This is a genomic window from Aeromonas sp. R2-1, from assembly GCF_040908425.1.
GTDB classification, from domain to species: Bacteria; Pseudomonadota; Gammaproteobacteria; order Enterobacterales; family Aeromonadaceae; genus Aeromonas; species Aeromonas caviae.
The window spans coordinates 23424-49148 of record NZ_JBFODR010000040.1; the positions used below are offsets into that span (position 1 = coordinate 23424).

At 63.0% G+C, this 25725-nt stretch carries 27 protein-coding genes and 1 riboswitch; of the genes, 21 read left to right on the forward strand and 6 right to left on the reverse strand.

Going from position 1 to position 25725, the window contains the following annotated elements:
- The first annotated feature begins 31 nt into the window (after positions 1 to 31).
- Complete coding sequence (locus AB5Y80_RS14965; protein ID WP_167824921.1) at positions 32 to 1213, forward strand: FIST signal transduction protein; 1182 nt, start codon at positions 32 to 34, stop codon at positions 1211 to 1213.
- 18 nt (positions 1214 to 1231) lie between these two features.
- Positions 1232 to 3307 carry an ATP-binding protein gene (locus tag AB5Y80_RS14970; protein ID WP_182951319.1) on the forward strand — a complete coding sequence of 692 codons (2076 nt, stop codon included), beginning with the start codon at positions 1232 to 1234 and terminating at the stop codon, positions 3305 to 3307.
- A 272-nt stretch (positions 3308 to 3579) separates the two neighbouring features.
- Here AB5Y80_RS14970 and AB5Y80_RS14975 read toward each other — a convergent pair whose 3' ends face one another.
- The 4 genes from AB5Y80_RS14975 to narQ all read right to left on the reverse strand — a co-directional run bounded on the left by AB5Y80_RS14975 (position 3580) and on the right by narQ (position 7379).
- Positions 3580 to 4155 carry an LON peptidase substrate-binding domain-containing protein gene (locus tag AB5Y80_RS14975; protein WP_368173133.1) on the reverse strand — a complete coding sequence of 192 codons (576 nt, stop codon included), beginning with the start codon at positions 4153 to 4155 and terminating at the stop codon, positions 3580 to 3582.
- A 302-nt stretch (positions 4156 to 4457) separates the two neighbouring features.
- Positions 4458 to 4883, reverse strand: a complete 426-nt coding sequence (locus AB5Y80_RS14980; RefSeq protein WP_039038868.1) for a globin domain-containing protein — start codon at positions 4881 to 4883, stop codon at positions 4458 to 4460.
- 145 nt (positions 4884 to 5028) lie between these two features.
- Complete coding sequence (narL, locus tag AB5Y80_RS14985; protein ID WP_039038841.1) at positions 5029 to 5667, reverse strand: two-component system response regulator NarL; 639 nt, start codon at positions 5665 to 5667, stop codon at positions 5029 to 5031.
- On the reverse strand, positions 5667 to 7379 hold the full coding sequence (narQ, locus tag AB5Y80_RS14990; RefSeq protein WP_069784862.1) for a nitrate/nitrite two-component system sensor histidine kinase NarQ: 1713 nt from the start codon (positions 7377 to 7379) through the stop codon (positions 5667 to 5669). Before narQ ends, narL begins: the two co-directional genes overlap by 1 nt.
- Positions 7380 to 7457: 78 nt before the next feature.
- Positions 7458 to 7597, forward strand: a riboswitch (molybdenum cofactor riboswitch).
- Between narQ and moaA the strand changes: the two genes are divergently transcribed.
- From moaA to AB5Y80_RS15080, 18 genes are all read left to right on the forward strand, one after another.
- Positions 7585 to 8580, forward strand: a complete 996-nt coding sequence (gene moaA, locus AB5Y80_RS14995) for a GTP 3',8-cyclase MoaA (RefSeq protein ID WP_010674152.1) — start codon at positions 7585 to 7587, stop codon at positions 8578 to 8580. (Overlaps the previous riboswitch by 13 nt.)
- A 251-nt stretch (positions 8581 to 8831) precedes the next feature.
- Entirely contained in the window at positions 8832 to 9341 is a 510-nt protein-coding gene (gene napF / locus AB5Y80_RS15000) for a ferredoxin-type protein NapF (RefSeq protein ID WP_010674153.1), read from the forward strand.
- A complete protein-coding gene (locus tag AB5Y80_RS15005) occupies positions 9338 to 9640 on the forward strand; it encodes a chaperone NapD (RefSeq protein WP_048207324.1) in 303 nt (100 codons plus the stop codon). Before napF ends, AB5Y80_RS15005 begins: the two co-directional genes overlap by 4 nt.
- 189 nt (positions 9641 to 9829) lie before the next feature.
- Positions 9830 to 12319 (forward strand): nitrate reductase catalytic subunit NapA, encoded by a 2490-nt coding sequence (gene napA, locus AB5Y80_RS15010; protein ID WP_368173134.1) that lies wholly within the window; start codon positions 9830 to 9832, stop codon positions 12317 to 12319.
- A 16-nt stretch (positions 12320 to 12335) separates the two neighbouring features.
- Positions 12336 to 13070: a ferredoxin-type protein NapG gene (napG, locus tag AB5Y80_RS15015; protein ID WP_103259832.1), complete on the forward strand. Its 735-nt coding sequence runs from the start codon at positions 12336 to 12338 to the stop codon at positions 13068 to 13070.
- Entirely contained in the window at positions 13067 to 13942 is an 876-nt protein-coding gene (gene napH, locus AB5Y80_RS15020) for a quinol dehydrogenase ferredoxin subunit NapH (RefSeq protein ID WP_368173135.1), read from the forward strand. Before napG ends, napH begins: the two co-directional genes overlap by 4 nt.
- Positions 13942 to 14397, forward strand: coding sequence for a nitrate reductase cytochrome c-type subunit (locus tag AB5Y80_RS15025; RefSeq protein WP_029314277.1), 456 nt, complete (start codon positions 13942 to 13944; stop codon positions 14395 to 14397). The genes napH and AB5Y80_RS15025 overlap by 1 nt, the downstream gene beginning before the upstream one ends.
- A gap of 11 nt (positions 14398 to 14408) precedes the next feature.
- Positions 14409 to 14999, forward strand: a complete 591-nt coding sequence (locus AB5Y80_RS15030) for a cytochrome c3 family protein (RefSeq protein WP_010674159.1) — start codon at positions 14409 to 14411, stop codon at positions 14997 to 14999.
- A 193-nt stretch (positions 15000 to 15192) separates the two neighbouring features.
- The gene (gene moaB / locus AB5Y80_RS15035; protein WP_039038846.1) at positions 15193 to 15699 is read left to right on the forward strand and encodes a molybdenum cofactor biosynthesis protein B; all 507 of its coding nucleotides are present in this window, start codon (positions 15193 to 15195) and stop codon (positions 15697 to 15699) included.
- Between the two features lie 50 nt (positions 15700 to 15749).
- Positions 15750 to 16244, forward strand: a complete 495-nt coding sequence (gene moaC / locus AB5Y80_RS15040) for a cyclic pyranopterin monophosphate synthase MoaC (protein WP_368173136.1) — start codon at positions 15750 to 15752, stop codon at positions 16242 to 16244.
- Complete coding sequence (moaD, locus tag AB5Y80_RS15045; RefSeq protein WP_010674162.1) at positions 16241 to 16486, forward strand: molybdopterin synthase sulfur carrier subunit; 246 nt, start codon at positions 16241 to 16243, stop codon at positions 16484 to 16486. The genes moaC and moaD overlap by 4 nt, the downstream gene beginning before the upstream one ends.
- Before the next feature lie 2 nt (positions 16487 to 16488).
- Positions 16489 to 16968, forward strand: coding sequence for a molybdopterin synthase catalytic subunit MoaE (gene moaE, locus AB5Y80_RS15050; RefSeq protein ID WP_368173137.1), 480 nt, complete (start codon positions 16489 to 16491; stop codon positions 16966 to 16968).
- Between the two features lie 54 nt (positions 16969 to 17022).
- Positions 17023 to 17745, forward strand: a complete 723-nt coding sequence (gene modA / locus AB5Y80_RS15055) for a molybdate ABC transporter substrate-binding protein (RefSeq protein WP_368173138.1) — start codon at positions 17023 to 17025, stop codon at positions 17743 to 17745.
- A 123-nt stretch (positions 17746 to 17868) separates the two neighbouring features.
- Positions 17869 to 18549, forward strand: a complete 681-nt coding sequence (gene modB / locus AB5Y80_RS15060; protein ID WP_368173139.1) for a molybdate ABC transporter permease subunit — start codon at positions 17869 to 17871, stop codon at positions 18547 to 18549.
- Complete coding sequence (gene modC / locus AB5Y80_RS15065; RefSeq protein ID WP_210600196.1) at positions 18546 to 19601, forward strand: molybdenum ABC transporter ATP-binding protein; 1056 nt, start codon at positions 18546 to 18548, stop codon at positions 19599 to 19601. Before modB ends, modC begins: the two co-directional genes overlap by 4 nt.
- Before the next feature lie 67 nt (positions 19602 to 19668).
- Positions 19669 to 20445: an alpha/beta hydrolase gene (locus AB5Y80_RS15070; protein ID WP_324058621.1), complete on the forward strand. Its 777-nt coding sequence runs from the start codon at positions 19669 to 19671 to the stop codon at positions 20443 to 20445.
- 113 nt (positions 20446 to 20558) lie between these two features.
- Positions 20559 to 21602, forward strand: a complete 1044-nt coding sequence (parM, locus tag AB5Y80_RS15075) for a plasmid segregation protein ParM domain-containing protein (protein WP_223302530.1) — start codon at positions 20559 to 20561, stop codon at positions 21600 to 21602.
- Complete coding sequence (locus tag AB5Y80_RS15080) at positions 21595 to 22407, forward strand: hypothetical protein (protein WP_368173140.1); 813 nt, start codon at positions 21595 to 21597, stop codon at positions 22405 to 22407. Before parM ends, AB5Y80_RS15080 begins: the two co-directional genes overlap by 8 nt.
- 71 nt (positions 22408 to 22478) lie before the next feature.
- Here AB5Y80_RS15080 and moeB read toward each other — a convergent pair whose 3' ends face one another.
- Together moeB and moeA are read right to left on the reverse strand one after the other, a co-directional pair.
- Positions 22479 to 23234 carry a molybdopterin-synthase adenylyltransferase MoeB gene (moeB, locus tag AB5Y80_RS15085; RefSeq protein ID WP_167824939.1) on the reverse strand — a complete coding sequence of 252 codons (756 nt, stop codon included), beginning with the start codon at positions 23232 to 23234 and terminating at the stop codon, positions 22479 to 22481.
- Positions 23231 to 24457, reverse strand: a complete 1227-nt coding sequence (gene moeA / locus AB5Y80_RS15090) for a molybdopterin molybdotransferase MoeA (RefSeq protein ID WP_368173148.1) — start codon at positions 24455 to 24457, stop codon at positions 23231 to 23233. The genes moeB and moeA overlap by 4 nt, the downstream gene beginning before the upstream one ends.
- Before the next feature lie 371 nt (positions 24458 to 24828).
- Here moeA and folE point away from each other — a divergent pair, with 371 nt between their 5' ends.
- The gene (gene folE, locus AB5Y80_RS15095; RefSeq protein WP_010674171.1) at positions 24829 to 25485 is read left to right on the forward strand and encodes a GTP cyclohydrolase I FolE; all 657 of its coding nucleotides are present in this window, start codon (positions 24829 to 24831) and stop codon (positions 25483 to 25485) included.
- Positions 25486 to 25725: the final 240 nt, after the last annotated feature.

A 25725-nucleotide genomic window follows, 5' to 3' on the forward strand; every position in this document is an offset into this window, starting at 1 on the left:
TGATGCCAGCATTCCGTACCCCTAGGAGACGATGTTGAACTTCCTGACGGCTCACTCGCTTGCCGAGACGACCCCACTGGCCGCCCAACAAGTTACAGAGCGGTTGCATGCCCAGTCATCCCATGTTCCATCGCTGTTGCTGGTCTATTTTACCCAAGCACACGAGGCGGCGGAACTGCGCCGTGCGCTCAAGGCATGTTTTCCCGATACCCGGCTGATCGGTTGCAGCTCCTGCGGCGGTATCCTGACCCAGGATGGCCATCATGGTCGGCATGGCTGGAGCCTGTCGGTCGCCGCCCTTTATGATGGCAAGGGGGCCTATGGCGTGGCTGGCCAGATGGGGGATCAACCGGATGTGCGGGCATTGCTGCGCCGCGCCATCGCCGATGGTGGTCGACCGGGAGAGCTGCCGCAGCTCGTGTTGCTGCACACCAGCCCGGGGCTGGAGGAGGCTGTGCTCGCGGGGATCGACGCCGAGTTTGGCGCGACCGTTCCCGTCGTCGGCGGGTCGGCGGCAGACGACGGCGTGGCCGGGCAGTGGCAGCTGTGCTGGGACGAAGGGGAGGGATCACAAGGGTGCGTGTTGGCGGTGCTTTACCCCGACTGCCAACTGGCGTTCCAGTTTCACTCAGGCTATGTGCCCACCGAGTGTCGCGGCATCATTACCGGGATAGACGGGCGGGAGGTGCTGACCATCGATCACGAGCCGGCGGCCCGGGTCTATGGTCGCTGGACCGAGCGTGCGACGCCCTGGCCGGTGGGCCCCATCCTCAGGGAGACGACGCTCTCGCCATTGGCCCGTCAGGTCGGCATGCTCGATGACCTGCCCTACTACAAGCTCTCCCATCCCGAGGCGGTGACGGCGCGGGAGGGGCTGCGCCTCTTTACCGAGACCCGACTGGGAGAGCGGCTGCTGCTCATGTACAGCAGCCAGGAAGGGTTGTTGCAGCGTAGCCTGAATGCGGTGAATATCGAGCCTGAATATGGCATGGCGAGCAATATGCGCCCCTTTGGCGCCCTGGTGGTGTTTTGTGCCGGTTGTCGGCTGGCACTGGGGGACAGGCTGGGGGACATCGTCAGTCAATTCAGTCAGAGGCTGGGTGAGATCCCCTTCATCACGCCCTTTACCTTCGGTGAACAGGGACGATTACCCCATGGTGAGCTGGCACACGGCAACCTCATGGTGTCGAGCGTAATCTTCCTCGAGAGCTGACACTGTGCTGGATTCAAGATGATAGGCAATAGCGAACTCGAAACCCTGGGTGACAAACTGCAAACCACGCTGGTGGAGCTGATGCGTTGCCGGGAGCGGGAGGCCAGATATCGGGAGGAGTCCCAAGCCCTGCTGTGCGGGGTGGCGACCCTGGCACAGGCCCAGAGTCTGGAGCAGGTACTGGAGAGTCTCATTCTTGCTCTCAAGCCCTTTATCGGATTTGAGCAGGCGGACGTGGTCGCCTGGGAGGCCGTGAGGGGCAGCACCCATCTGAGCACCCAGCCGGACGAGGTGGGCCGGACCTGGTCGCTGACACCGCTCTTCTCCAGGGCCATCGAGGGAGAGACCCTGGTGATCTATGATCCCGCCCAACTGCCTGAGCTGGCGCCGCTGGCGGGGGCGCCGGGCTGGGCCAGCGTCATGATGACAGGCTTGCAGGGACCGGGGTTTTCCGGTGTGCTCATCTGCCGGCACAGCGTGGCGGGCACCTTCGATCTCAAGAGCAAGGCGGCGATGCAGCGTTGTCGCCCGCTCATCTCCCAGGCCCTGGTCAACATCGCCTATCGGGCTCGCCTGCAAGAACAGGTTGACCTCAAGACCCTGGCCCTGCAGGCCAGCGAACAGCGTTTTCGCAGTTTTGCCGCCATGGCTTCCGACTGGTTCTGGGAGACCGATCCCCAGCACAGGCTCAGCTATGTCTCTGCCCCTGGCTATCAGGGGGAGGTGCTGGCCCGCCAGACGGGGAGAAGCCTCTATGATTTTGCCCACGACAAGCAAGACCCGGCCTGGAGCCACTACCGGCACCTGATCGCCCACCATCTGCCGGTGCGGGGAATGCGGGCCCAGGTGATGCTGGCGGGCGGGCCTTGCTGGATGGAGATCAATGCGGAGCCTTGCCATGATGCCGGTGGCCGCTTCCTCGGCTATCGGGGCACGGCGCGGGAGATAGGCAGCCAGATCCGCCGGGAGCAGGAGCTGGCGCGGGCGCGGGACGATGCCGAGACGGCCAACCGTGCCAAATCCCAGTTCCTCGCCATGATGACCCACGAGATCCGCTCTCCCATGAACGCCGTGCTGGGGATGCTGGATCTGCTGCAGCACGGCCGGCTCGACACTCCGCAACAGACCCTCATCGGTCATGCCACCCACTCTGCGCATCTGTTGCAGACCATCATCGACGACGTGCTCGATTTCTCGAAAATAGAGTCACATACCCTGACGCTGCACTGCGAACCTTTTCAGCCTGCCGAGCTGTGCCGTGCCCTGGTGGAGCCCTTGCAGGCACAGGCCAGTGCCAAGGGAATCACACTGCACTGGCATCTGGATGAGACGCTCCCCGAACGCCTTCAAGGGGATGCCGTCCGCCTCTCCCAGGTGATAGGCAACCTGCTTGGCAATGCCGTGAAGTTCACCTCCGCCGGCAGCGTGCGTCTGGCATTGACCTGGGAGGAGGAAAAGTTGGGGGTCATGGTCAGCGACACGGGGATCGGCATCTCCACCGAGGATCAGGCGTTGCTGTTCGAACCCTTCTATCAGGTCGACAGTTCGGCAACCCGCCGCTTCTCCGGCTCGGGGCTCGGACTGGCCATCTGCAGGCGGCTGGTGCAGCTGATGGGGGGAGATATTTGCGTGCAGAGCACGCCTGGGCTGGGAAGCTGCTTCTGGTTCGAGCTGCCCGGGATGGCCTCTCCCTGTGCTCCGGCCACCGCCCCCGGCAGTGAAGAGTGCGCCAGACTGGAGCTGGATGTGCTGGTGGTGGAAGACAGTCCGGTCAATCAGCTGGTGGTATCCCTGATGCTGCAGAAGCTGGTGTGCAGGGTGAGGCTGGCAGGCAATGGTCTGGAGGCCCTGGCACAGGTGGCGAAGCAGCAGCCGGACCTTGTCCTGATGGATATGCGGATGCCGCAGATGGATGGGCTGGAGGCGACCCGGCGCCTACGGGACATGGGGTGCGAGGTGCCCATCGTCGCGTTGACGGCCAATGCCATGATGGAGGACAGGGCCCGCTGCCTTGCCCAGGGCATGAACGATTTTCTGGCCAAACCCATCAGTCTTGCCAGGCTGCGAAGCTGCCTGCTCCGCCATTGCAGGTGATGCCGGCCGATTTTGGGTAAAAAAAATGGTCAACCTGGTGGTTGACCAATTCTTCAGCAAATACTGAAGAGAGCACGGGATAAATCGGGTTGTACGGTTTTATATGAAAAAGTCGTGCCAACTTTTCAAAACCTGTTATTTGCGGCCTGTAGCTGAGTTGTGTGTTATTTATCGCTACCGTGATTGCAAAATGCAATTCTCATTTTTTCATTATAAGAATGCAGTGCCGAGAATTCGCGTTTTGCAAACCAACCGTTGACTCACTCTTTGACTCACTGTGCGATCAGTCGGCGCAAGAACTGGCGCGCCGCTTCACTGTTTTGTTTGGCAATCAACATCTGTTTTTCATAGATCGGCATGGGCAGGATCTCGAGCCAGCGTTGGCAGAGCCAGGCTGCATCGTCGAACTGCTTGTCCGGATAGAGCTCATCCAGTTCCGGGTATTGTGCAAAGACCTCTCTCAATCGGCTGACCAGCTGGTTGTCGCTGACATCAGAATCCGCACTCGGCCAGTTGGGCAACGGCTCGACCTGGGCGTGCCTGAGGCCTGTGCTATCCGTTTCCATCTCGTGGATGCAGAAGCGTTCAAGGCCGAGCACGGTGACCCCGAGCAAACCGTCGTTGAGGGTATAAAAATCAGTCACCTTGACGCGGGTTCCGACCGGGAGAATCCGTCCGCAGGTACCCGTGCTGGTGGTCTCTTCCATCACGATGCCAAAACCCCGGTCCTCGTGGAAGGACTCCTTGAGCATCTGCAGGTGGCGCGGCTCGAACAGGCGAAGGGGGAGCTTGCCGCCGGGCAGAATGTGGGACGGCAAGGGGAACAGTGCCAGTTGTTGAAGTTTCATGTTCCATCCTCCTAATCAGTCATTGCTGAATGTGACAATGCAGTGACCGTGCCAGAGAGAGGTGGCGTGGCGAAGTGGTGAGTCATTTCCCGTGGTTATTTTTAATATCCATTTAAAATCAATCTATTGTGATTTGATGTCGCGAATGCAAGCAAGGTAGTGCGAAAGGGATTCAGGTGAGGTGTTAGGGCGCCGAACATACCCCGTGTGCAGAATGAGTCTATTTTCGCATATTGCAAATTTGATTCATGCAAAATGCCTGTTACAGACCCATTGAGCGACTGGAGACAAAGGCCAGGGGATCAGGTGGTGAATTCGGTGTGCTGTGTCATGCCGTCCAGCATCAGGGCGGCTATCTCGTCATACATCTGCGACCAGGCCTGTGCCAGTGCCGGGGTAAAACCACTGCCGAGACGCCGTGCCAGTACCTGGGTCAGGGCCTGTTTGAGCAGCGCAAACTGGTGGGGTTGAACGTTGAATCGCTGGTGACGCCTGCCGAGATCGCGAATGATGAAACCCAGTGCATCCAGCTGGGAGAGGCTGGTGATGACGGTGTTCAGGGTGTCCGACACCTTGGCAACGGGCAGCTCCTGATGTGGGGGAAAGAGGGCCCTGAGTTCGGGGGACAATCTGAACAGCTCTTCATACACCTCCTGGACATAGCTGTTGTTCAGGGCACTCACCCTGCCCCAGGCTTTCTGGACCAGCTCTATCTGCTCAAAGGTCATGTCGATGTTTCCTTCCCGTGCGATGTCATGAAAATAATAATCCATCTACTCAATAGAGCACCGGGTTCCGCGCCATTTGGGGAAAAGGAAAGGGGCCAGCAAGGAGGCACGGATGGTGACCCCTTGCTGGCAGGAGGCCGGGACCTCAGTTGCGCTGTTCCAGGTACATGACGGCTGCTTCGACGCGGCTTTGGGCCTCGAGCTTTTTCAGCAGGCTCTTGACGTGGACCTTGACGGTTCCCTCGGAGATATGGAGCACGGAGGCGACCTGCTTGTTGGACAATCCCTTGGCGATTTCACGCATGATCTGCATCTCGCGTCGGGTCAGGCTCTCCAGCTTCTGCTGCAGGTGGTCCAGCTCGTAGATGTTCTCGAGATAGGGACGTAGCGGCTCGCTCAGGATCTGCTTGCCGGTCATCACGTCAGCCAGCTGGGCCAGCAGCATGTCAGGCTCGGTGTCCTTGAGCAGATAGCCGTCCGCGCCTGCCTTGAGCAGGGCAACCACATCCTGGCGGGCGTCAGAGACGGTCAGGATCACCACGCGGGAAGTCACCTCTTCGGCCCGCAGCGCCTTGAGGGTATCGAGACCTGACAACCCCTTCATGTTGAGGTCGAGCAGGATAAGGTCCGGTTCGGACTCCTTGGCCATGGCCACGGCGTCGGTGCCGTTGGAGGCCTCGCCAACCACGTCGATGTTATCCTCCAACTCCAGCAGTTGCACAATTCCCTTGCGCATCAGGGGGTGGTCATCCACGACCAGAACACTGTATTTCATCTCGTCCATCAGGCGTCTCTTGTTAGGCTGGTGGGAAAGGTCAGGTGTATGCGGGTGCCCCCGGAGGGCGGTTCACTGATGGTCAACTGGCCGCGCAATTTGCTGGCGCGTTCATTCATGATGCTGAGACCGTAGTGATTCACCGCCGAGCTTGCGCCCCTTATTCCAACACCATCGTCTGCAATCTGAACCTGGATGTTACCATCAGCCAGGGTCTCACAGCTAACGTCAATGTGCCGCGCGCTGGCATGCTTGATGGCATTGAGCACTGCCTCACGGATCAGCTGCAGGATGTGGATGTGCTGCCCCGCTTCAAGGTCGGTGTCCGTCAGGCCGTACTGGAGCCTGATGTCGGCGTGCGTCTGGGGTTTGAGCTGCTCGAGCATGACCGCGATGGCTTCACCCAGGTTGGCATCGCCGATACTGAGGCGGAAGGTGCCGAGCAGTTCGCGCAACTGGGTATAAGCATTGCTGAGTCCCTCGTCGATCTGCTCCATGGCTGCCTCGGTCTTGGCCCTGTCCCCCTTGGCGAAGGAGCGCTTGAGCAGCGTGGCCTGGATCTTCAGGTAAGAGAGGGCCTGGGCGAGGGAGTCGTGCAGTTCACGGGCGATGACGGCGCGCTCTTCCATCAGCAGCAGGCGCTGGTGCTGCAGCAGGGTCTGATCCTTGTGCAGCACCTGGGCCAGCAACATGGAGAAGTTCTTCATCAGCCGCTCGTCGATGGGGTGGTCGCTTATCAAGTCGAGCCGGCCGTACTCCTCGTCATCCATCTGCAGGTAAAAGCTCACCACGGCCGCCAGATCCCCCGGCCACCCCTTGCGCCCAGTGATGTAGACCGGCATCGCATTGTGCTCGAAGCGGGTGAGGCGGATGTACTCGATGTGCTGGTGGGCGGCGGCCCGCTCCAGCAGCTTTTGCAGGGTGCGGCGGCTGAGGGGCGCCGCGTGCAGTTTCTGGGCGGTGGAATAGAGGAAGGAGAGGGTGTCATTGGCCTGTTGCAGCTTGGCCGTTTTCTCCTCCACCTTGCTCTCCAGCTCCCGGTAGAGTTTGCCAAGCTCGTCGGCCATGGTCGCGAACGCCCCCGACAGCTCTCCCAACTCGTTTTCACAGTGGGGGGGCAGGGTGAGATCGAATTCCTGACGCTGGATCTGGCGTGCGCAATAGACCAGCTGGTTGAGGGGCGCCACCACCTGCTGGCGGGTGAAGCGCACCGTGCACCAGGCGATGGTGATGATGGCGAGCAGCCCTAGCCCCTCGGCCAGGGCCAGCATGCGCACCTTGAACTCCACGTGGTACTGCATCTGGTTGACGAAGTCATCGATGGCGGCGACGAACTGCTCCGTATTGTCGGTATAACGGCTGGGGGTGGCATTCTCGATGTGTTCGCGCATCACTTGCCATTGCAGCAGGACTTCACCATAGGTGCGGCGCAGGGAGGCGGGCGTGATCCAGCGCTGGGTCTCCTGCAGCTCGGGGGCATGAAGGGTCTGTTCAAACTGGGCGAGCCGGCCGAGGACGACCTGATCCTTCTCGATTTCATAGGCCATGCGGTAGGCCTGCATGCGCAGGGATCCCGACAGGTTGATGGCCTTGGCATCGGGAACCGAATAGAAGAGGGTGACCATGGCCACCACGGCGATCAGGCTGGCCATGAACAGGATCAGCACCATGGAGCGACCGATGGCGCTGCTGACCGACTGCACTCTGAACCATTTTCCCATGCCGACCGGCTCCCTTTTCACCCACAAAGACCCCACAAAGTAGCATGGGAGTGTACTCCAAGTTGTGCTAGCATCGAAAAACTAGATGAACTCCGAGCGATTTTGCCTAAGTCATTGAGATAGGGGGAGATCGCCGTCAGCCGCTGTTCGAGCTGAAAGGGTCAGGAAAGAAATGCCCTGGCCTCCCGTATTTGGAAAGGTGTTTATGTTGCCACTTGAAGATGGTTTTTCCCGTCGCTTTTACTATTTGCGTCTGTCGGTCACCGACGTCTGCAATTTCCGCTGTACCTACTGTCTGCCGGACGGCTATCACCCGCCGAAAGGAGATGGTGAGGGGCGCCAGTCCTTCCTCTCCCTGGAGGAGATCCGTCGCGTCGTCTCCGGGTTTGCGGCCATGGGGACGCGCAAGGTGCGTCTGACCGGAGGCGAACCCTCCCTGCGCCGTGACTTCACGGCCATCATCGAGACCGTGGCCAATACCCCCGGCATCGAGAAGGTGGCCATGACCACCAACGGGTATCGTCTCAAGGAGCGTGCCCGCGAGTGGTTCGATGCGGGGCTGACGGCCCTCAACGTCAGTGTCGACAGCCTGGATCCCCGCCAGTTCCACCAGATCACCGGCGAGAACAAGCTGGCGGAGGTGATGGCGGGGATAGACGCCGCCCTGAGTGCAGGTTTTCGGTCGGTCAAGATCAACGCCGTGCTGCTCAAGGGGCTCAATGATCATCAGCTCGAGACATTCCTCGCCTGGATCCGGGACAAACCCATCGAGCTTCGTTTCATCGAACTGATGCAGACCGGCGAGATGGACGCCCTGTTTCGCGATCACCATACCAGCGGTGAACTCATCAAGCAGCGTCTGCAAGAGAGCGGCTGGGTGCAGCAGCTGCGCGGCCTGGATGATGGCCCTGCCCAGGTGTTCACGCATCCGGACTCGAGGGGCGGGGTGGGGCTCATCATGCCCTACAGCAAGGATTTTTGCGCCGGTTGCAACCGGCTGCGGGTCTCCTCCAAGGGCAAGCTGCACCTGTGTCTCTTTGGCGACAACGGGGTGGAACTGCGGGATCTGCTCACCGATGACAGCCAGCAGGAGGCGCTGCAATGGCGTATTCGCCAGGCGCTGACCGGCAAGGCCGCCACCCATCGCCTCCATGAAGGCAATGCAGGCATGACCCCCCACCTGGCCTCCATCGGCGGCTGACAGCCGCCGTGCACCTCAAATAACCTTCGATTAATTATCAATCCTCACATAGGGGTAATTTACCTTGCCCCTGCTGTGTCTAATTGCGCCAAGGGTTTGATCCAGCGCAAGAATCCCCCCTGTTTATCTCCCTGGTGGTATATCCCCTGACTTGTCAGGGCCGCAATATACACCCACGCTTATAATTGGTATTGAAAATGCCAGTCACGGGATCCGCGCGGGGGCATCCGTCCCCGAAAAGAGGAGTCGATATGACCGACGGGGTCAACTTGTCACGCAGAGGCCTGTTTCGGGGACGCCTGAGCGCCCCCAAGGCCGGGATCCAGTTGCCCTGGTCCGTCTCCTGGGACGAGTTCGTGGCCGGCTGCACCCGCTGCGGCGACTGTCTGGCGGCCTGTCCGGAGCAGATCCTGATCAAGGGAGACGGGGGCTTCCCCACGGTGGATTTTCACCGCGGCGAGTGCACCTTCTGCACCGAGTGTGTCAGCGCCTGCCAGGCGCCGGTGTTCAGGCCGACAACCCAGACACCCTGGGAGTATGTAGCCCATATCGAGGCGGGCTGTCTGGCCACTGCCCAGGTGTTCTGCCAGCGCTGTCAGGACAGCTGCGAGCAGCAGGCCATCCGCTTTTCCCCCCGGCTGGGGCGCGTACCCACCCCCAGCATCCATGCCGAGTCGTGCAACGGCTGCGGGGCCTGCGTGGCGGATTGCCCGGTGGGCAGCATCAGCATCGGTCTGTCTCGTGGCGAAGCTTCGCGATGACCCAAGAGACGAACAAGTTGGAAAACGGTGATATGACGCGAGAAGAGTTCCATGTATCCAGCCTGGTGGTGCTGACCCAGCCCGATCTGCGCCACGCCCTGGCAGAGCGGATTGCGACCCTGGACGGGGCCGAGATCCACGCCGTCAGCGAGGAGGGCAAGCTGGTGGTGACCCTGGAGGGGCCGAGCCAGCGCCCCATCATGGCGGCCATCGACACCATTCAGGGGTTGCCCGGGGTGCTCTCTGCGGCCCTGATCTACCACCAGTTCGATGAAGTGGACGCCGAAGATGGGGAATAAGGCGTCATGTGGCAGAAGCGCAAGAGTCGTTCGCTGACCGCCACGGGTAATACACGGGATGCCGGGTCTGTTGTCTGCGTTCGATGAACGAAAAGCCCAGAGCAAAGGAATAAAGCGCCATGGAGCTGAGCCAGCGCGGCTCGTCACAATGGCTGTCATTGATGTGATTAAGCAATGCGAGGATATGTCATGAAGCTGAGTCGACGCGACTTTATGAAGGCCAATGCGGTGGCGGCAGCCGCTGCCGTGGCCGGTGTCAGTGCCCCCACTCTGGCGGCGAACCTGATCACCAGTACCGACAAGACCGCCATCACCTGGGACAAGGCGCCATGCCGCTTCTGCGGGACCGGCTGCTCCGTGCTGGTGGGCTCCCAGGCTGGCCGCGTCGTGGCGACCCAGGGGGATCCCGATGCACCGGTCAACCGTGGCCTGAACTGCATCAAGGGCTACTTCCTCTCCAAGATCATGTACGGGGAGGATCGCCTGACCCAGCCCATGCTGCGCATGACGAACGGCAAGTTCGACAAGAACGGCAACTTCGCCCCCATCAGTTGGGATCAGGCCTTCGACATCATGGCCGAGAAGTTCAAGGCGACCCTGAAAGAGAAGGGCCCGACCGCCGTCGGCATGTTCGGCTCCGGCCAGTGGACCGTCTGGGAAGGCTATGCCGCCGCCAAGCTGATGAAGGCAGGCCTGCGCTCCAACAACCTGGATCCCAATGCCCGTCACTGCATGGCCTCCGCGGTGGTGGGCTTCATGCGTACCTTCGGCATGGATGAACCCATGGGCTGCTACGACGACATCGAGCAGGCCGACGCCTTCGTGCTGTGGGGCTCCAACATGGCCGAGATGCACCCCATCCTCTGGTCGCGCATCTCCGATCGCCGTCTGTCCCACCAGGATGTGCAGGTGCACGTGCTCTCCACCTTCGAGCACCGCAGCTTCGAGCTGGCGGACAACGGGCTGGTGTTCACCCCCCAGACCGATCTGGCGATCCTCAACTACATCGCCAACTACATCATCCAGAACGACAAGGTGAACTGGGAGTTCGTCAACAAGCACACCCAGTTCCGCAAAGGGGTGACCGACATCGGCTACGGCCTGCGTCCCACCAACCCGCTGCAGCAAAAGGCCAAGAACCCGGACAGCGGCGACTCCACCCCCATGAGCTTCGAGGACTTCGCCAAGTTCGTGGCGGATTACGATCTGGAGTCCGTCTCCAAGCTCTCCGGCGTGCCCAAGGACAAGCTCGAGAAGCTGGCCCAGATCTATGCGGATCCAGACAAAAAAGTGGTCTCCTACTGGACCATGGGCTTCAACCAGCACACCCGCGGTGTCTGGGCCAACAACCTCTGCTACAACATCCACCTGCTGACCGGCAAGATCTCTACCCCGGGCTCGGGTCCGTTCTCCCTGACCGGTCAGCCCTCCGCCTGTGGTACCGCCCGTGAAGTGGGTACCTTCGCCCACCGTCTGCCGGCGGACATGGTGGTCACGGATCCCAAACACCGCGCCATCGCCGAGAAGATCTGGAAGCTGCCGGAAGGCACCATCCCGGAGCAGGTGGGCTACCACGCCGTGCTGCAAAACCGCATGCTGAAAGACGGCAAGCTCAACGCCTACTGGGTGATGTGCAACAACAACATGCAGGCCGGCCCGAACATGAATGAAGAGGCGCTGCCCGGTTATCGCAACCCGGCCAACTTCATCGTGGTCTCCGACCCTTATCCGACCGTGACCGCCCAGGCGGCCGACCTCATCCTGCCCACCGCCATGTGGGTGGAGAAAGAGGGTGCCTATGGCAACGCCGAGCGTCGCACCCAGTTCTGGCACCAGCAGGTGAAGGCACCGGAAGGCGCCAAATCCGACCTGTGGCAGCTGATGGAGTTCTCCAAGCGCTTCACCGTGGAAGAGGTGTGGCCGGCCGAACTCATCGCCAAGATGCCGGAAGTGAAGGGCAAGACCCTGTTCGATGTGCTCTATGCCAACGGCCAGGTGAACCAGTTCCCGAAAGAGCAGAGCAAGGGGGCCCTGAACGACGAGGCCGAGCACTTTGGCTTCTACGTCCAGAAGGGGCTCTTTGAGGAATACGCCTCCTTCGGTCGCGGCCATGGCCACGACCTGGCGCCGTTCGATCAGTATCACGAAGCCCGTGGCCTGCGCTGGCCTGTGGTGGACGGCAAGGAGACCCTGTGGCGCTATCGCGAAGGGTTCGACCCTTATGTGAAAGCGGGGGAGGGGGTGCGTTTCTACGGCAAGCCCGACGGCAAGGCGGTCATCTTCGCGCTGCCCTATGAACCCGCCGCCGAGGCTCCGGACAAAGAGTACGACATGTGGCTCTCCACCGGCCGCGTGCTGGAACACTGGCATACCGGCACCATGACTCGCCGGGTGCCCGAGCTCTATCGCGCCTTCCCGGATGCGGTGCTCTTCATGCACCCGGAAGATGCCAAGGCTCGCGGTGTGCGCCGTGGCGAAGAGGTGATCGTCTCCTCCCGCCGGGGCGAGGTGAAGACACGGGTCGAGACCCGCGGCCGCAACCGTCCGCCCAAGGGACTGGTCTTCATGCCCTTCTTCGATGCGAGCCAGCTGGTCAACAAGCTGACCCTGGATGCCACGGATCCGCTCTCCAAAGAGACGGATTACAAGAAGTGCGCCGTCAAGGTCGTCAAGGCATAAGGCGGGGGAGCGCGAGATGAGTCGTAGTCGGCGCCAGTTTCTGGCCGACATGGCCAAGGGGGCCTGCGGTGTGGGCCTGCTTGGCGTGGGGCTTGGCGGCGTGGCGCGCCAGCAGGTGCAGGCTTTGCCTGCCCAGGCGCTGCGCCCGCCGGCTGCCCTCGACGAGGCCGAGTTTCTCGGCGCCTGCGTGCGCTGCGGACTCTGCGCCCTGGCCTGCCCCTACGACACTCTCAAGCTCGCCCGGCTGTTTGAACCCGTGACCACCGGCACCCCCTACTTCAAGGCGCGCGCCGTCCCGTGTGAGATGTGTGACGACATCCCCTGCGTGGCGGCCTGCCCGAGCGGGGCGCTGGATCGGGCCATGACCGACATCGATCAGGCGCGGATGGGGGTGGCGGTGCTCATCGATCACGAGACCTGCCTCAACTACCTGGGGCTGCGCTGCGACGTTTGCTACCGGGTCTGCCCCCTCATCGACAAGGCCATTACCCTTGAGCTGCAACACAACCCGCGCACCGGCAAGCACGCCATGTTCCTGCCCACGGTGCACAGCGATCTCTGCACCGGCTGCGGCAAGTGCGAGCACGCCTGCGTGCTGGAGGAGGCGGCCATCAAGGTGGTACCTCGCGGGCTTGCCAAGGGGGAGCTGGGTCACCACTACCGGCTCGGCTGGGAAGAGAAGGAGAAGGCGGGCAAGTCCCTCATCGGTGAGCGACTGACCCTGCCGACCCGCAAACCGGAGGGTCTATGAGTCGGTATCCAGGGGCCGAGGCCACGGCCAGGCTGGGGTGGTGGCGTGCCCATCGCTTCCTGCTGCTGCGCCGGCTTTGCCAGTTCGGGGTGCTGGGGCTGTTCCTGCTGGGGCCGCTCGCGGGCATCTGGATCCTCAAGGGCAACCTCTCGAGCTCCCTGCTGCTGGAGACGGTGCCCCTCACGGATCCCCTGACCCTGTTGCAGTCGGTGGCGGCGGGCCAGTGGCCCATCCCCACCCTGTGGCTCGGGGCCGGGCTGGTGCTCGTGGGTTACTGGCTGGCCGGGGGGCGGGTGTTCTGCTCCTGGGTCTGTCCGGTCAACCTGGTCACCGATGCCGCCGCCTGGCTCAGGGGGCGGCTCGGGCTCAAGGGCAATGGTCAGTTCAACCGCGCTACCCGCTACTGGCTGCTGGCCATGGTGCTGGTGGCACCGGCCATCACAGGCGTGCTGGTGTGGGAGCTGGTCAATCCGGTGTCGCTCACCCTGCGCGGCCTGTTGTGTGGCATGGGGGCGGGCTGGGGCCTGCTGGCGACGCTGTTCCTGTTCGACCTTTTTGTGGTGGAGCGGGGCTGGTGCGGCCACCTCTGTCCGGTGGGGGCCTTCTATGCCTTGGTCAACCGGGTCGGGTTCATCAAGATTGCAGCCTCGGGGCGCGAGCGGTGCAGCAACTGCATGGATTGTTATGCGGTCTGCCCGGAGCGTCCCATCCTGCGCGGCCCCGTTCATGGTGCCAGGCGTGGTCACGGGCCCTTGATTGCGGCTCAGGAGTGTACCAACTGCGGCCGTTGCATCGATGTCTGCGCGGAGCAAGTTTTTGAAATCACTGTAGGTTTTGCCGTCAAGGCAGAGAAAACGTCGGAGAACACATAATGAAGAAGCTGATTGGAGCAATGCTGGCCTGCCTGATGGCGGGTTCCTTGATGGCGGCCGTCCCCGAGATCACCAACAGCACGGGGGGCATCAAGTCGGAGCGGGGAAGCACGGATCTGGTGACGGATGCCGACGCGGCCCCCATGAAGAACTTTCGCAAGGATGGCGACCTCTACGATCGCCAGTACATGCACCAGCCCCCGCTGATCCCCCACGACACCCGCAACTATGAAGTGGACAACAAGGTCAACAAGTGCCTGGCCTGTCACAGCTTCAAGAACGCCAGTGCCATGAAGGCCCCCAAGATAAGCCCCACCCACTTCGAGACCCGCGACGGCATGACCCTGGGCGAAGTCTCGCCGCGTCGCTACTTCTGTCTGCAGTGCCACGTGCCGCAAGCGGATGCCAAGCCGCTGGTGAACAATACCTTCAAACCGGTTGAAGCGCTGAACTGAGGAACCCATAGATGAAATTACCCGGCTTTGTGAAGCGTCTGTGGACCACCTTCAAGTCACCGTCGAAGGCGGCCCTCTGGGTCATCCTGCTGATGGGCTTCTTCGGTGGCGTCATCTTCTGGGGCGGGTTCAACACCGCCATGGAGGCGTCCAACACCGAGGCCTTCTGCACCGGTTGCCACGAGATGAAGGACAACGTATTCGTGGAGTACCGCGACACCATCCACTACGCCAACCGCTCCGGCGTGCGGGCCAGCTGCCCGGATTGCCACGTACCCCACGAATGGACCTACAAGATCATCCGCAAGGTGCAGGCCTCCAAGGAGCTGTGGGGCATGATCACCGGCAAGGTGGATACCCGCGAGAAGTTTGAATCTCACCGGCGGGAGATGGCCGAGCGGGAGTGGCAGCGGATGAAGGAGACGGATTCGCGCGAGTGCCGCAACTGCCACAACTTCGAGTACATGGACTTCTCCCTGCAAGGGCGTCGAGCCGCCCAGATGCACTCCACCAACCTGGCAAGCGGGGCCAACACCTGCATCGACTGCCACAAGGGGATTGCGCACCAACTGCCTGACATGAAAGGGGTGCCAGGCTTCTGATGGGAAGGCCGCCGGATCCCCGGGATCCGGCGGCCTTCGAGATTAATGGGCAATGACGCCCCCCAGCCAGACATCTTTTGATAGAATCCCTTCCCGGCAACGCGGCGCCCACCGGCTCCTTTCATGGCTGGCACCACGGTGCGGCGCGTTCACCTCATCCTCTCGTGGTCAATGATTGACAGGAATGGCCCCAATGGCACCCAAACACAGCGAATTCATCCCTCTCAAGATCGCCGTCCTGACGGTTTCCGACAGTCGTACCGCTGCCGATGACAGCTCGGGGGACTATCTGGTCGAGGCCCTGACCCAGACCGGCCACGTGCTGGCCGATCGGGCGCTCTGCCCCGACAACCTGTTTCGCATCCGCGCCCAGGTGAGCGACTGGATTGCCGACGAGGGAGTCCAGGTGGTGCTCATCAATGGCGGCACCGGCTTCAACGAGCAGAACCGGGTGCCCGAGGCGGTCGGCGTGCTGTTCGAGCGCACGGTGCAGGGTTTTGGCGAGATGTTCCGCCAGCTCTCGTTTGCCGAGATAAAAGGCTCCGCCATGCAGAGCCGTGCCCTGGCAGGGCTCGCCAATCGCACCCTGATCTGCTGCCTGCCCGGCTCCACCGGCGCCTGCCGTCTGGGCTGGGAACAGCTTATCCGGGATCAGCTCGACGCCCGTACTCGGCCGTGCAACTTCGTGACCCATCTGTGATCTCGGGAGTAAACCCGGATCATCCATCTTATTTTTCGATAGGGGCATAGATGAACCTGACCCATCTCAACCAGAGCGGCGAGGCCCACATGGTGGATGTCACCGACAAGCAGGTGACCGAACGCGAGGCCCGCGCCGAGGCTTTCGTGACCATGGCCCCCGAGACCCTGGCGTTGATCCTGAGCGGTCAGCACCACAAGGGGGACGTGTTCGCCACCGCCCGCATCGCCGGCATCATGGCGGCCAAGAAGACCGCCGACCTCATTCCCCTGTGCCATCCCCTGGCCCTGACCCGGGTGGAGGTAGATATAGCCCCCCAGACGGCGCACAATCGGGTCCATATCCGCACCCTGTGCAAGCTCTCGGGCAAGACCGGGGTGGAGATGGAAGCGCTCACCGCCGCCTCGGTGGCGGCCCTGACCATCTACGACATGTGCAAGGCGGTGCAAAAGGACATGGTGATCGAGCAGGTGCGTCTGGTGGAGAAAAAGGGCGGCAAGTCCGGTCATTTCCAGCTGGGTGCGACCAAAGGAGAGCAGGCATGATCAAGGTTCTGTTTTTTGCGCAGGTGCGTGAGCTGGTCGGCTGCGACGAGCTCAGCCTGCCTTGCGACTACGCCAGTGCCGATGCCCTTCGCGCCGCCTTGAGCGAGCGAGGTGACAAGTGGGCGCTGGCGCTCGAATCCGGCAAGCTCCTGGTGGCGGTCAACCAGACCCTGGTGCCGCTGGATACCCCCCTCCATGACGGGGATGAGGTCGCCTTTTTCCCGCCGGTGACCGGAGGCTGATGATGAGCGAGGCAACCATGACCGATCGCATTCTGGTGCAGCGGGATGACTTCTCGCTGGCCGACGAATATGCCCGCCTTGCTGCCCGGCAGGACACAGGCGCGATTGTCAGCTTTGTCGGCAAGGTGCGCGACTTCAATCAGGGGGAGCATGTAAAAGGGCTGGCCCTCGAACACTACCCCGGCATGACCGAGAAGGCGCTGGCGGACATCGTGGCCGAGGCCCGCGGGCGCTGGCCCCTGCAGGAGTGCACCCTCATTCACCGCATCGGCGAGCTGCTGCTCGGGGACCAGATCGTGCTGGTGGTGGTGAGCAGCGCCCACCGCGAGGCGGCTTTCGAGGCCTGCCACTTCATCATGGATTTCTTGAAGACCCGGGCGCCGTTCTGGAAAAAAGAGCTGACCGCCGACGGGGTGCAACGCTGGGTCGAGGCCAGGGCGAGCGATGATGCCGCCCTGGCCCGCTGGCAACAAGGGGAGTGAGCCTCGAGCTCGTGTCAATCGATCCGGCCGTGCCGGAACATAAGGAGCAAAGGAATGAAGAGATGGGTATCCCTGTTGGTGCTGGGCGCCAGCGCCATGTACAGCGGTGCTGTGCTGGCTGACGAGGTCAAGGTGGCGGTGGCGGCCAACTTCAAGGGCACCATAGAGCGCATCGGCAAGGAGTTCACCGCCAAGACCGGCCACAGCGTCGTCATCAGTTCGGCGGCCACCGGCGTGCTCTATACCCAGATCACCCACGGTGCACCCTTCGATCTCTTCCTCTCGGCCGACGTGGCGACCCCTCAAAAGCTGGAGTCGGAAGGCAAGGGGAGCGAACGCTTCACCTATGCCATCGGTCAGCTCGGCCTCTGGCAGAAGGGGGGGCCTGCTCCCGACGAGGCCACCTTGCGCCACTGGCAGGGGGAGCTGGCCATCGCCAACCCCAAGACAGCGCCCTATGGCGCCGCCGCCATGGCGACCCTGGCTCACCTCAAGATCGATCCCAAGCAGTATCGGGTGCTGACCGGCACCAACATCAGCCAGACCTGGCAGTTCGTCGAGACCGGCAATGCGAAGCTGGGCTTCGTCGCCTGGGCCAACCTGGTGGAGGCGGGCAAGACCGGCGAAGCCTGGGCTGTGCCGGCCAGCTTCTATCCCCCCATCGAGCAGCAGGCCCTGGTGCTGAGGAAAGGGGCGGCGGTGGATGCCCTGGTCGCCTGGCTCAAGGGGCCGGGACAGGCGCAGATCAAGGCGGCGGGTTACGCCCTGCCGCAGTAAGCGCCCGGCGTCTGCCGGGGGCCGGCCAGCCCCGTGCTGGCCAGATCCGGTGCCTGATGTGCCCCAAGGCGGCGCCCGTCATGACGGCGCCCTGTTTTTTATCGACACCCGAGAGGGGACCCTATGAGTGAAGGGGATCTGCTGGCGGTCTGGCTGACCCTGAAACTGGCGGCCAGCACCACTGCCATCCTGCTGCTGCTGTCGCCGCCGCTCGCCTGGTGGCTGTCTCGCAGCCAGCACCGGCTGCGCCCCCTGGTGGAGGCCATGGTGGCCCTGCCGCTGGTGCTGCCGCCCACCGTGCTCGGTTTCTATCTGCTGCTGGCCTTCTCCCCGGAGTACGGCCTCGGTGGCTGGTGGCGGGAGACCTTCGGGGCCCCGCTCGCCTTCAGCTTTCTCGGCCTGCTCATCGCCTCCGTCATCTATTCGCTCCCCTTCGTGGTACAGCCCCTCACCTCCGCCTTCGTCAACATGGGCAACAAGGAGCTGGAGGCTGCTGCCACCCTGGGGATGGGCCCGTTTGAGCGCTTCTTTCGCATCACCCTGCCCATGACGCTGCCCAGCTTCGTGATGGCGGCGGCGCTGGGCTTTGCCCACACCCTGGGGGAGTTCGGGGTGGTGCTGATGATCGGCGGCAACATTCCCGGGGAGACCCAGGTGCTCTCCATCGCCCTGTTTGATCACGTGGAGGCGATGGATTACCAGAATGCCCATATTCTGGCAGGCGGCCTGATGGGCTTCTCCCTGGTGATGCTGGTGCTGGTCTACGGCGTGCTGCAACGTCGGCAACGGAGGCTGTTCGGATGAACCTCTACCTCAAGGCCAGACGTGATTTCGGCCCCTTCACCCTGGCGTGCGATCTGGCACTGCCCCCCAGCCGCATCCTCGGTCTGTTCGGTCCTTCGGGCTGTGGCAAGAGCACCCTGCTGCGCATCATCGCCGGGCTCGACAAGGCCCCGGGCGATGCCCTGCGCTGGCAGGGGCGCGAGCTTGCAGCCCTGCCCCCCGAGGCGCGGCGCATCGGGCTGGTGTTTCAGGATGCCCGTCTCTTCCCCCACCTGAGCGTGCTCGGCAACCTGCAACTGGCGGCTCGCAAGGGGAGGGGGCGCTGGCAGCCAGAGGATCTGGCTGCGCGCCTCGGTTTTGCCGAGCTGCTGGGGCAACCGGCCCACGGCCTCTCCGGCGGTCAGCGTCAGCGGGTGGCACTGGCCAGGGCCTTGCTGGCCGAGCCCGACTTGCTGCTGCTGGATGAACCCTTCTCGGCGCTGGACAGGCGCAGCCGCATCCATCAGGCCCACGTGCTCAAGGGCTTGCAGCAGGAGAGCGGCATCCCCATGATCTTCGTCAGCCACGCCATGGAGGAGGTGAGCCTGCTCTGCGATGGACTGGTGCTGCTGGCAGAGGGACGGGTGGAGGCCCAGGGCACCCCCGAGGAGATCTTCGCCCGCACCGACCTGTCGCTGGCCAGTCGCGACGACGTCGGGGTCATGCTCTCGGCGACCCTGTCCCACTACGACGAGCACGAGCAGATGGCGACCCTGCGACTCGGGGAGCAGACCCTGATGGTGACCATGGAGCATGCCCCCGATGAAGCAGGCCCCTTGCAGATCAAGGTGGCGGCGCGGGATCTGGTGATCGCCACTGAGCCCATCGTGCACTCCAGCCTCTCCAACTGCCTCGAGACCCGGCTGCTGGAGGTGCGGGAGGTGCGACCCGGGCAGACCCTGTTGCAGTTGGCGCTGGGGCAGCAGATACTGCTGGCCCGGATCACCAGCCGCTCCGCGCAGCGGCTCGCCCTGACGCCGGCCATGCGCCTCTACGCCTACATCAAGGCGGTGAGCCTGGTGGGAGAGGGGTAGGCAGGGGACCGGAGTACGGATTGGCTGGCCATGAGTGGCCGGCATGGCGTCGAGAAAGGGGGGACGGGTGCGTCGCAATCAGGTAATGAAATCCCATGGCTTGGCCCTGCGCAGTGCGGGGGAGGGGCCCTTGCTGCTCTTGCTGCACGGGCTGGGCTCTTCCAGCCTCGACTGGCAGGCGCAGATCGAGCGTTTTTCCGAGCGCTACCGGGTGGTGGCCATGGACTTGCGCGGCCACGGCCAGAGCATGCAGGAGGGGCCCTTTGACGTGCCCACCCTGGCGGCGGACGTGGCCCGCTGGCTCGACGAGCAGCCCGAGCCTGCCTGGGTAGTGGGGTTGTCGCTCGGTGCCATGGTGGCGCTGGAGCTGGCGCTGCAACTGCCCCACAAGGTGCAAGGGCTGGTGCTGATCAACGGCTTCAGCGAATTTCTGCTGGAGACGCCAAAGGAGCAGGAGCGCTATGCCATGCGCCTCAAGTGGCTGCGCTGGTTCGGCATGCGGCCGCTGGCGTGGTGGCTCGGTCGCGAGCTCTTTCCCGGCCCCGATCTCGCCCAGGTGCGCCACACCTTCCGGGGGCGCTTCGTGCGCAACAAAAAGAAGACCTACAAGGCGCTGCTGGAGGCGCTGCCCGGCTGGTCGGTGCGGGCTCGTCTCGGCACCCTCTGGCAGCCGGTGGCCATCATCTCCACCAGTCACGACTATCTGCCCCTGGCGCGGCGGGTGGAGCAGTTCGCCTCCCTGCCCAATGCCACCATCCACACCCCGGATGGTCACCACGCCTGGCCGGCGGAAGATCCCGCCGGGTTCAATCATTTGCTTCACCGGATTTTAGAAACCCATTAGACTTGTCGCCTTTTGACCTTGATCCCCCGTGTATGTATTGGTCCGATCGCCTTGCCAGTGGCAGATGGCAAGGCAATCGGACCCATCTTGCCCTATTGAACAGGTATTTCCTCATGTCTGAAGTAATGAAAATGGCCATCGACGATGGTTCAACCAACGTCAAGGTGAGCTGGATTGAGAACAAGGTGCTCAAGACCATCATCTCCCCCAACTCCTTTCGCAAGGATTGGAAGAGTGCCGCCTTGCGCAAGGACAAGAAGATCTACAACTACGAGATAGGCAACACCAAGTACACCTACGACGCCACCTCCGACAAGTCCCTGGCCACCACCCACGTGGAGTACCAGTACGACGATCTCAACCTGCTCTCCGTGCACCATGCCCTGTTGCAGACCGGCGTGACCCCCTGCGATGTGGCCATCACCGTGACCCTGCCCATCACCGAGTTCTACAACCCGGATGACTGCCAGCGCAATGAGGAGAAGATCGAGAAGAAGCGCCGCAACCTGATGCGGGCCATCAGCCTCAACAAGGGTGAGCTGTTCAACATCGTCAGCGTGGAGGTGATGCCGGAAAGCCTGCCGGCGGCGCTCTCCCGCCTGATTGGCTCGGGCTGCAACGAGTTCACCAAGACGCTAGTGATCGACTGCGGTGGCACCACCCTGGACATGGGGATCATCGTCGGCGAGTTTGACGACGTTTCCGATGTGTATGGCAACAACGAGATCGGCGTCTCCATGGTAACCGACGCGACCCGCAAGGCGCTGGCGGCGGCAGACAGCGATTCGAGCTATCTGGTGGCCAACGAATTCATCAAGCGCCGCCACGACATGAGCTTCGTGCGGGACGTGGTCAACGACGAGAGCCAGATCCCGAAGATCCTCGAGAAGATGCAGAACAAGATCGACGAGCTGGGCTCCCAGGTGGCCCACGAGGCGAAGAAGTTCGCCAAGAACCCGAACCGGATCTATCTGGTCGGTGGCGGCGCGTCCCTGATCGTCGATGCCATCAAGGCTGCCTATCCGACCCTGGGGGAGCGGGTGGAGCTGCTGGACGATGCCCAGTCCGCCCTGGCGCGGGAGATCTGCCTCTACACCACGGAAGAGGAAGAGGTGTACCGTGAGGCGCCCGTGATGGCCGAGGTCGGCGATGAGTAGTCAACTCAAGCGCATGACCTTCTCCATCTTCATGGATCCGGGTGCGCTGGAGTCTGATCGCTATGCGGCCGGGATCTTGCAAAGCTGGTATCAGCGGGCGCGCAAGATCCAGGACGACGTGGAGGAGTTCGACTTCTCCAAGAGCCGTTTTCACAAGGACATCTACCTCAGCGGCATGTTCCTGTACGTGCTGGCACCGAGCCTGTGCAAGGGGATGGCCAATGCCTTCGGCCCGGAGCAGGTGAACCTCTCGACCCTGCGCCATGTCTTCGCCAGTTGCGGCTTCGATCTGGGGGAAGGGAGTGCGCCCGTGGCGACCGATACCCTGATCGATGAAATCGTGGCCAGGCTGGCTCCCCAGCTGGGGCAGGGAGACAACCGGGGGCTGGCGGATGAAATCGTTCAGCGTCTGGGTCAGCAGGCGGCGGCGCCACTTCCGGACAGCCTGGTGGACGAGATTGTAAGCCGCATCGGCGAGCAGCAGCCCACCGGGCTCTGGGACGAGTCGAAGCAGGGGTTGCCGGCCCCGCTCGATCACGATTTGCTGGCAGAGGCCATCGCGGGCAAGCTGCCGACGGCGGGGGGAGAGGCGGATCTGGCCCCCCTTGCGGGCAGCATCCAGCTGCTCTCCCGCCAGTTGGAGGAGCAGTCCCGGCTCATTCGCGAGCAGCACCGCCTGATCCAGCGCCTGGCCAGCCAGCCCGCCCGGGGGGCTGGCTCGTCCGAGCTGGCCGAGCCCCTCATCGAGGATCTCTCGAACCAGGTGGCGAGCATGAAGAAGGTCAAGGCGAAGGGGATCTTCTAGGCTTTTTGTGACGACCCGCAGCCCAATGAAAAAAGCCGAACCCCGGGGTTCGGCTTTTTTGTGGGCGCAGCTCAGGGCCTTGAGCAGACCGGGCAGTCGGGGCGTTTGGGCAGTTTCAGCTCGCGAAAGCTGCCACCCAAACCGTCGATCACCAGCAGGCGGCCGCTGTAGCTTTTGCCCATGCCCGCCAGCAGCTTGATGGCTTCGAGCGCCTGCAGGCTGCCCACCAGTCCCACCACGGGGGCCAGTACCCCCGCCTCGACACAGGTGAGGGCCTGATCGCCAAAGAGGGCGCTGAGACAGGCGTAGCAGGGTTCATCCTCCTGCCAGGTGAAGCTGCAGAGCTGCCCTTCCAGCCGGATGGCGGCGCCGCTGACCAGGGGCACCTTGTGCTGGCGGGCACGCTGGTTGAGGAGGTTGCGGATGGCGACGTTGTCGGTGCAGTCGAGCACCAGCTGATGGCCTGGCAGCAGGGCATCGAGCAGCGCCTCATCGGCGAGGGCGGCGTGGGTCTCCACCTCGAGCCAGGGGGTGAGGGCGCGCAGGGACGTCGCCGCGGACTCCACCTTGAGCTGGCCGATGCGCTCGTCGCTGTGCAGCACCTGGCGCTGCAAATTGGAGAGCTCCACCCGATCGAAATCCACCAGGGTAAGGTGGCCGACCCCGGCCACCGCCAGATACTGGCTGGCGGCGCAGCCGAGGCCCCCGGCGCCGATGACCAGCACGCGGGATTGCTTGAGCGCCTCCTGTCCCTCGAAGTCGAAGGATTTGAGCACGATCTGGCGGTTGTAGCGAAGGAGTTCTGCGTCGCTCAGGATCTCGCTCACAGCAGCAGCCCCGAGAAGGGCTCGACGGTGACCGTCTCACCGGCGGCCACCTTGCCGCGCTCCTGCTCGAGCACGATGTAGCAGTTGGCCCGGGACAGGGAGCTGAACACCCCGGAGTCCTGGGAGCCGGTGCTGCGTACCTCGAGGCCATTGGGGCCCACGCTCAGGATGCCGCGCTGGAAGTCCTGGCGCCCCGGGCTCTTCTTGAGCGGCGCTGTCGCCAGGGCCTGGAGGGGGTGCGGGCGTGCAAACTGCTGACCGGCGAGTCTGGCCAGGGCCGGTTGCACCAGCTGATCGAAGGTGACCATGGCGGAGACCGGGTTGCCCGGCAGACCGAAGAACCAGGCGTTTGGCAACCGACCAAAGGCGAAGGGTTTGCCCGGCTTGATGGCGAGCTTCCAGAAGCCAATTTCCCCGAGCTCTTCGAGCAGTTGCTTGGTGAAGTCCGCTTCCCCCACCGAGACTCCCCCGGTGGTGATAAGGGCATCGGCCTCGCGGTCGGCCTGCAAGAAGGCGGCGCGCAGGGCCGCCGGATCGTCGGGGATGATGCCAAGGTCCAGGCACTCACAGCCCATGCGGCTCAGCATCGCCTTGACCCCGTAGCGGTTGGAGTCGTAGATGTCCCCGTGCTGGAGCGGGGTGCCCAGGGGCTTGAGCTCGTCCCCTGTGCTGAAGATGGCGACCCTGAGGGGACGGCGCACCGTGACGTTCGCGATGCCAAGGGAGGCGAGCAGCGGTAGCTCCCTGGGGCTCAGGCGCAGGCCGCTTTCGAGCACCCGGGCGCCCTGCGCCAGATCCTCGCCGCGGCGACGGATGTTCTGGCCAGGCGTGGGCGCGGTCAGGAAAGTGATCCCGTTGTCGCCGGCATGCGTTTCTTCCTGCATCACCACTGCGTCCGCACCCAGGGGCACAGGGGCCCCGGTCATGATGCGGATGCAGTGGCCGGCGGGCCACTCCCCCTCATAGGGCTGGCCTGCAAAGGCCTTGCCCGCCACGGGGAGCGGCACCCCGGCGGCGAGATCCCCCAGGCGCACGGCATAGCCGTCCATGGCGGCGTTGTCGAAGGGGGGGACGAAGAGAGGGGAGCTTATCTCCTCGGCCAGGATCCGATCCAGCGCCTGGGGCAGGTGCAACCGCTCCGTCTCGCAGCAGCAGGTGAGTTGTTCCAGCATCCCTTGCAGGGCCTTGTCCAAGGGGAGGAGTGCACCGGTATCGAATCCCATCATCATGACCTCTCTGGTGTGTAGGGGGCGGATTATCCCAAAAATCCGCTCCGATGGGCAGACCGAAGGTGCGGTAATGGGGGGGCAGATGCCCCGGTGTGATCGGATTCTGGGGCGCTATCCCGTTGAATTACCTCCTGATGGGTAACCAGGGCGAGGCTTGCGCGGGATGGCAGGTGGGGAAGAGGCGGCACGGCCGTGCGCCTTGCCCCCGAATGGGCAGGCCGGTGCGGACAAAACGGGGTGGTTTGGCATAAAGTCGGGCACCGGGCTTGAGTTAGACAGAATTATGACAATAATCGCCCTGTAAGATTGCGCCGCGGCACCATGCCGCAGGCCAGCACAGTCCCTGAGCGTGGGAGAGAAACACGATGACGAGCTTAAGCCAGGAAGCCCTGTTGGTCAGGGCGGCGCTCGAGGCCGAGGGCCTTGAGACACCTCTGGTGGCCAATGAATTGAGCGGCCAGCAGAAAAAGGAAAAAATCGAAGGTCATATGCGCGCCATCATGGAGACGCTGGGACTGGATCTGGCCGACGACAGTCTGGCCGAGACCCCGCACCGCATTGCCAAGATGTACGTGAACGAGATCTTCTCCGGCCTCGACTATGCCACCTTCCCCAAGGTGACGGTGATCGAGAACAAGATGAAGGTGGACGAGATGATCATGGTGCGGGACATCAGCCTCACCAGCACCTGCGAGCACCACTTCGTCACCATAGACGGCTTTGCCCACGTGGCCTACATTCCCCGCGGCAAGGTGATTGGCCTGTCGAAGATCAACCGCATCGTGCAGTTCTTCGCCCGCCGTCCCCAGGTACAGGAGCGGCTGACCCAGCAGATCCTGCTGGCGTTGCAGACCCTGCTTGGCACCAGGGACGTGGCCATCAGCATCAAGGCGACCCACTTCTGCGTGAAGGCCCGTGGCGTGATGGACTCCACCTCCTACACCACCACCACCTCCCTGGGCGGCGTCTTCAAGACCCAGCCCGACACCCGCGCCGAGTTCCTCGGTGGTCTGAAAGGGTAGTGCTCCCGGGGCCTGTCGCCGACAGGCCCCGGCTCCTTTCCCTCACTTTTTTTGAAAAATACCTAAAGTTGTGACCGTGCCGGTCGCTATGGCTCTGTGTGTTGTCGGACGGTCTGGTTGACGCCGACACCCCGGGCCCGCCCTTGTGCGCGCCAACAGGGACGAGATGTGCTGCCAAGGAGGGTAGTGAAGGCGCAGGCCAGGCCTGCGCCCAGCAATGCCACTTGTTTTCCCCATGCA

Bases quoted from the DNA above. Each gene is read 5' to 3' on its own strand.
- AB5Y80_RS14965 (WP_167824921.1), top strand. From the start codon at position 32: ATGTTGAACTTCCTGACGGCTCACTCGCTTGCCGAGACGACCCCACTG.
- AB5Y80_RS14970 (WP_182951319.1), top strand. From the start codon at position 1,232: ATGATAGGCAATAGCGAACTCGAAACCCTGGGTGACAAACTGCAAACC.
- AB5Y80_RS14975 (WP_368173133.1), bottom strand. From the start codon at position 4,155: ATGAAACTTCAACAACTGGCACTGTTCCCCTTGCCGTCCCACATTCTG.
- AB5Y80_RS14980 (WP_039038868.1), bottom strand. From the start codon at position 4,883: ATGACCTTTGAGCAGATAGAGCTGGTCCAGAAAGCCTGGGGCAGGGTG.
- narL (WP_039038841.1), bottom strand. From the start codon at position 5,667: ATGGACGAGATGAAATACAGTGTTCTGGTCGTGGATGACCACCCCCTG.
- narQ (WP_069784862.1), bottom strand. From the start codon at position 7,379: ATGGGAAAATGGTTCAGAGTGCAGTCGGTCAGCAGCGCCATCGGTCGC.
- moaA (WP_010674152.1), top strand. From the start codon at position 7,585: ATGTTGCCACTTGAAGATGGTTTTTCCCGTCGCTTTTACTATTTGCGT.
- napF (WP_010674153.1), top strand. From the start codon at position 8,832: ATGACCGACGGGGTCAACTTGTCACGCAGAGGCCTGTTTCGGGGACGC.
- AB5Y80_RS15005 (WP_048207324.1), top strand. From the start codon at position 9,338: ATGACCCAAGAGACGAACAAGTTGGAAAACGGTGATATGACGCGAGAA.
- napA (WP_368173134.1), top strand. From the start codon at position 9,830: ATGAAGCTGAGTCGACGCGACTTTATGAAGGCCAATGCGGTGGCGGCA.
- napG (WP_103259832.1), top strand. From the start codon at position 12,336: ATGAGTCGTAGTCGGCGCCAGTTTCTGGCCGACATGGCCAAGGGGGCC.
- napH (WP_368173135.1), top strand. From the start codon at position 13,067: ATGAGTCGGTATCCAGGGGCCGAGGCCACGGCCAGGCTGGGGTGGTGG.
- AB5Y80_RS15025 (WP_029314277.1), top strand. From the start codon at position 13,942: ATGAAGAAGCTGATTGGAGCAATGCTGGCCTGCCTGATGGCGGGTTCC.
- AB5Y80_RS15030 (WP_010674159.1), top strand. From the start codon at position 14,409: ATGAAATTACCCGGCTTTGTGAAGCGTCTGTGGACCACCTTCAAGTCA.
- moaB (WP_039038846.1), top strand. From the start codon at position 15,193: ATGGCACCCAAACACAGCGAATTCATCCCTCTCAAGATCGCCGTCCTG.
- moaC (WP_368173136.1), top strand. From the start codon at position 15,750: ATGAACCTGACCCATCTCAACCAGAGCGGCGAGGCCCACATGGTGGAT.
- moaD (WP_010674162.1), top strand. From the start codon at position 16,241: ATGATCAAGGTTCTGTTTTTTGCGCAGGTGCGTGAGCTGGTCGGCTGC.
- moaE (WP_368173137.1), top strand. From the start codon at position 16,489: ATGAGCGAGGCAACCATGACCGATCGCATTCTGGTGCAGCGGGATGAC.
- modA (WP_368173138.1), top strand. From the start codon at position 17,023: ATGAAGAGATGGGTATCCCTGTTGGTGCTGGGCGCCAGCGCCATGTAC.
- modB (WP_368173139.1), top strand. From the start codon at position 17,869: ATGAGTGAAGGGGATCTGCTGGCGGTCTGGCTGACCCTGAAACTGGCG.
- modC (WP_210600196.1), top strand. From the start codon at position 18,546: ATGAACCTCTACCTCAAGGCCAGACGTGATTTCGGCCCCTTCACCCTG.
- parM (WP_223302530.1), top strand. From the start codon at position 20,559: ATGTCTGAAGTAATGAAAATGGCCATCGACGATGGTTCAACCAACGTC.
- AB5Y80_RS15080 (WP_368173140.1), top strand. From the start codon at position 21,595: ATGAGTAGTCAACTCAAGCGCATGACCTTCTCCATCTTCATGGATCCG.
- moeA (WP_368173148.1), bottom strand. From the start codon at position 24,457: ATGGGATTCGATACCGGTGCACTCCTCCCCTTGGACAAGGCCCTGCAA.
- folE (WP_010674171.1), top strand. From the start codon at position 24,829: ATGACGAGCTTAAGCCAGGAAGCCCTGTTGGTCAGGGCGGCGCTCGAG.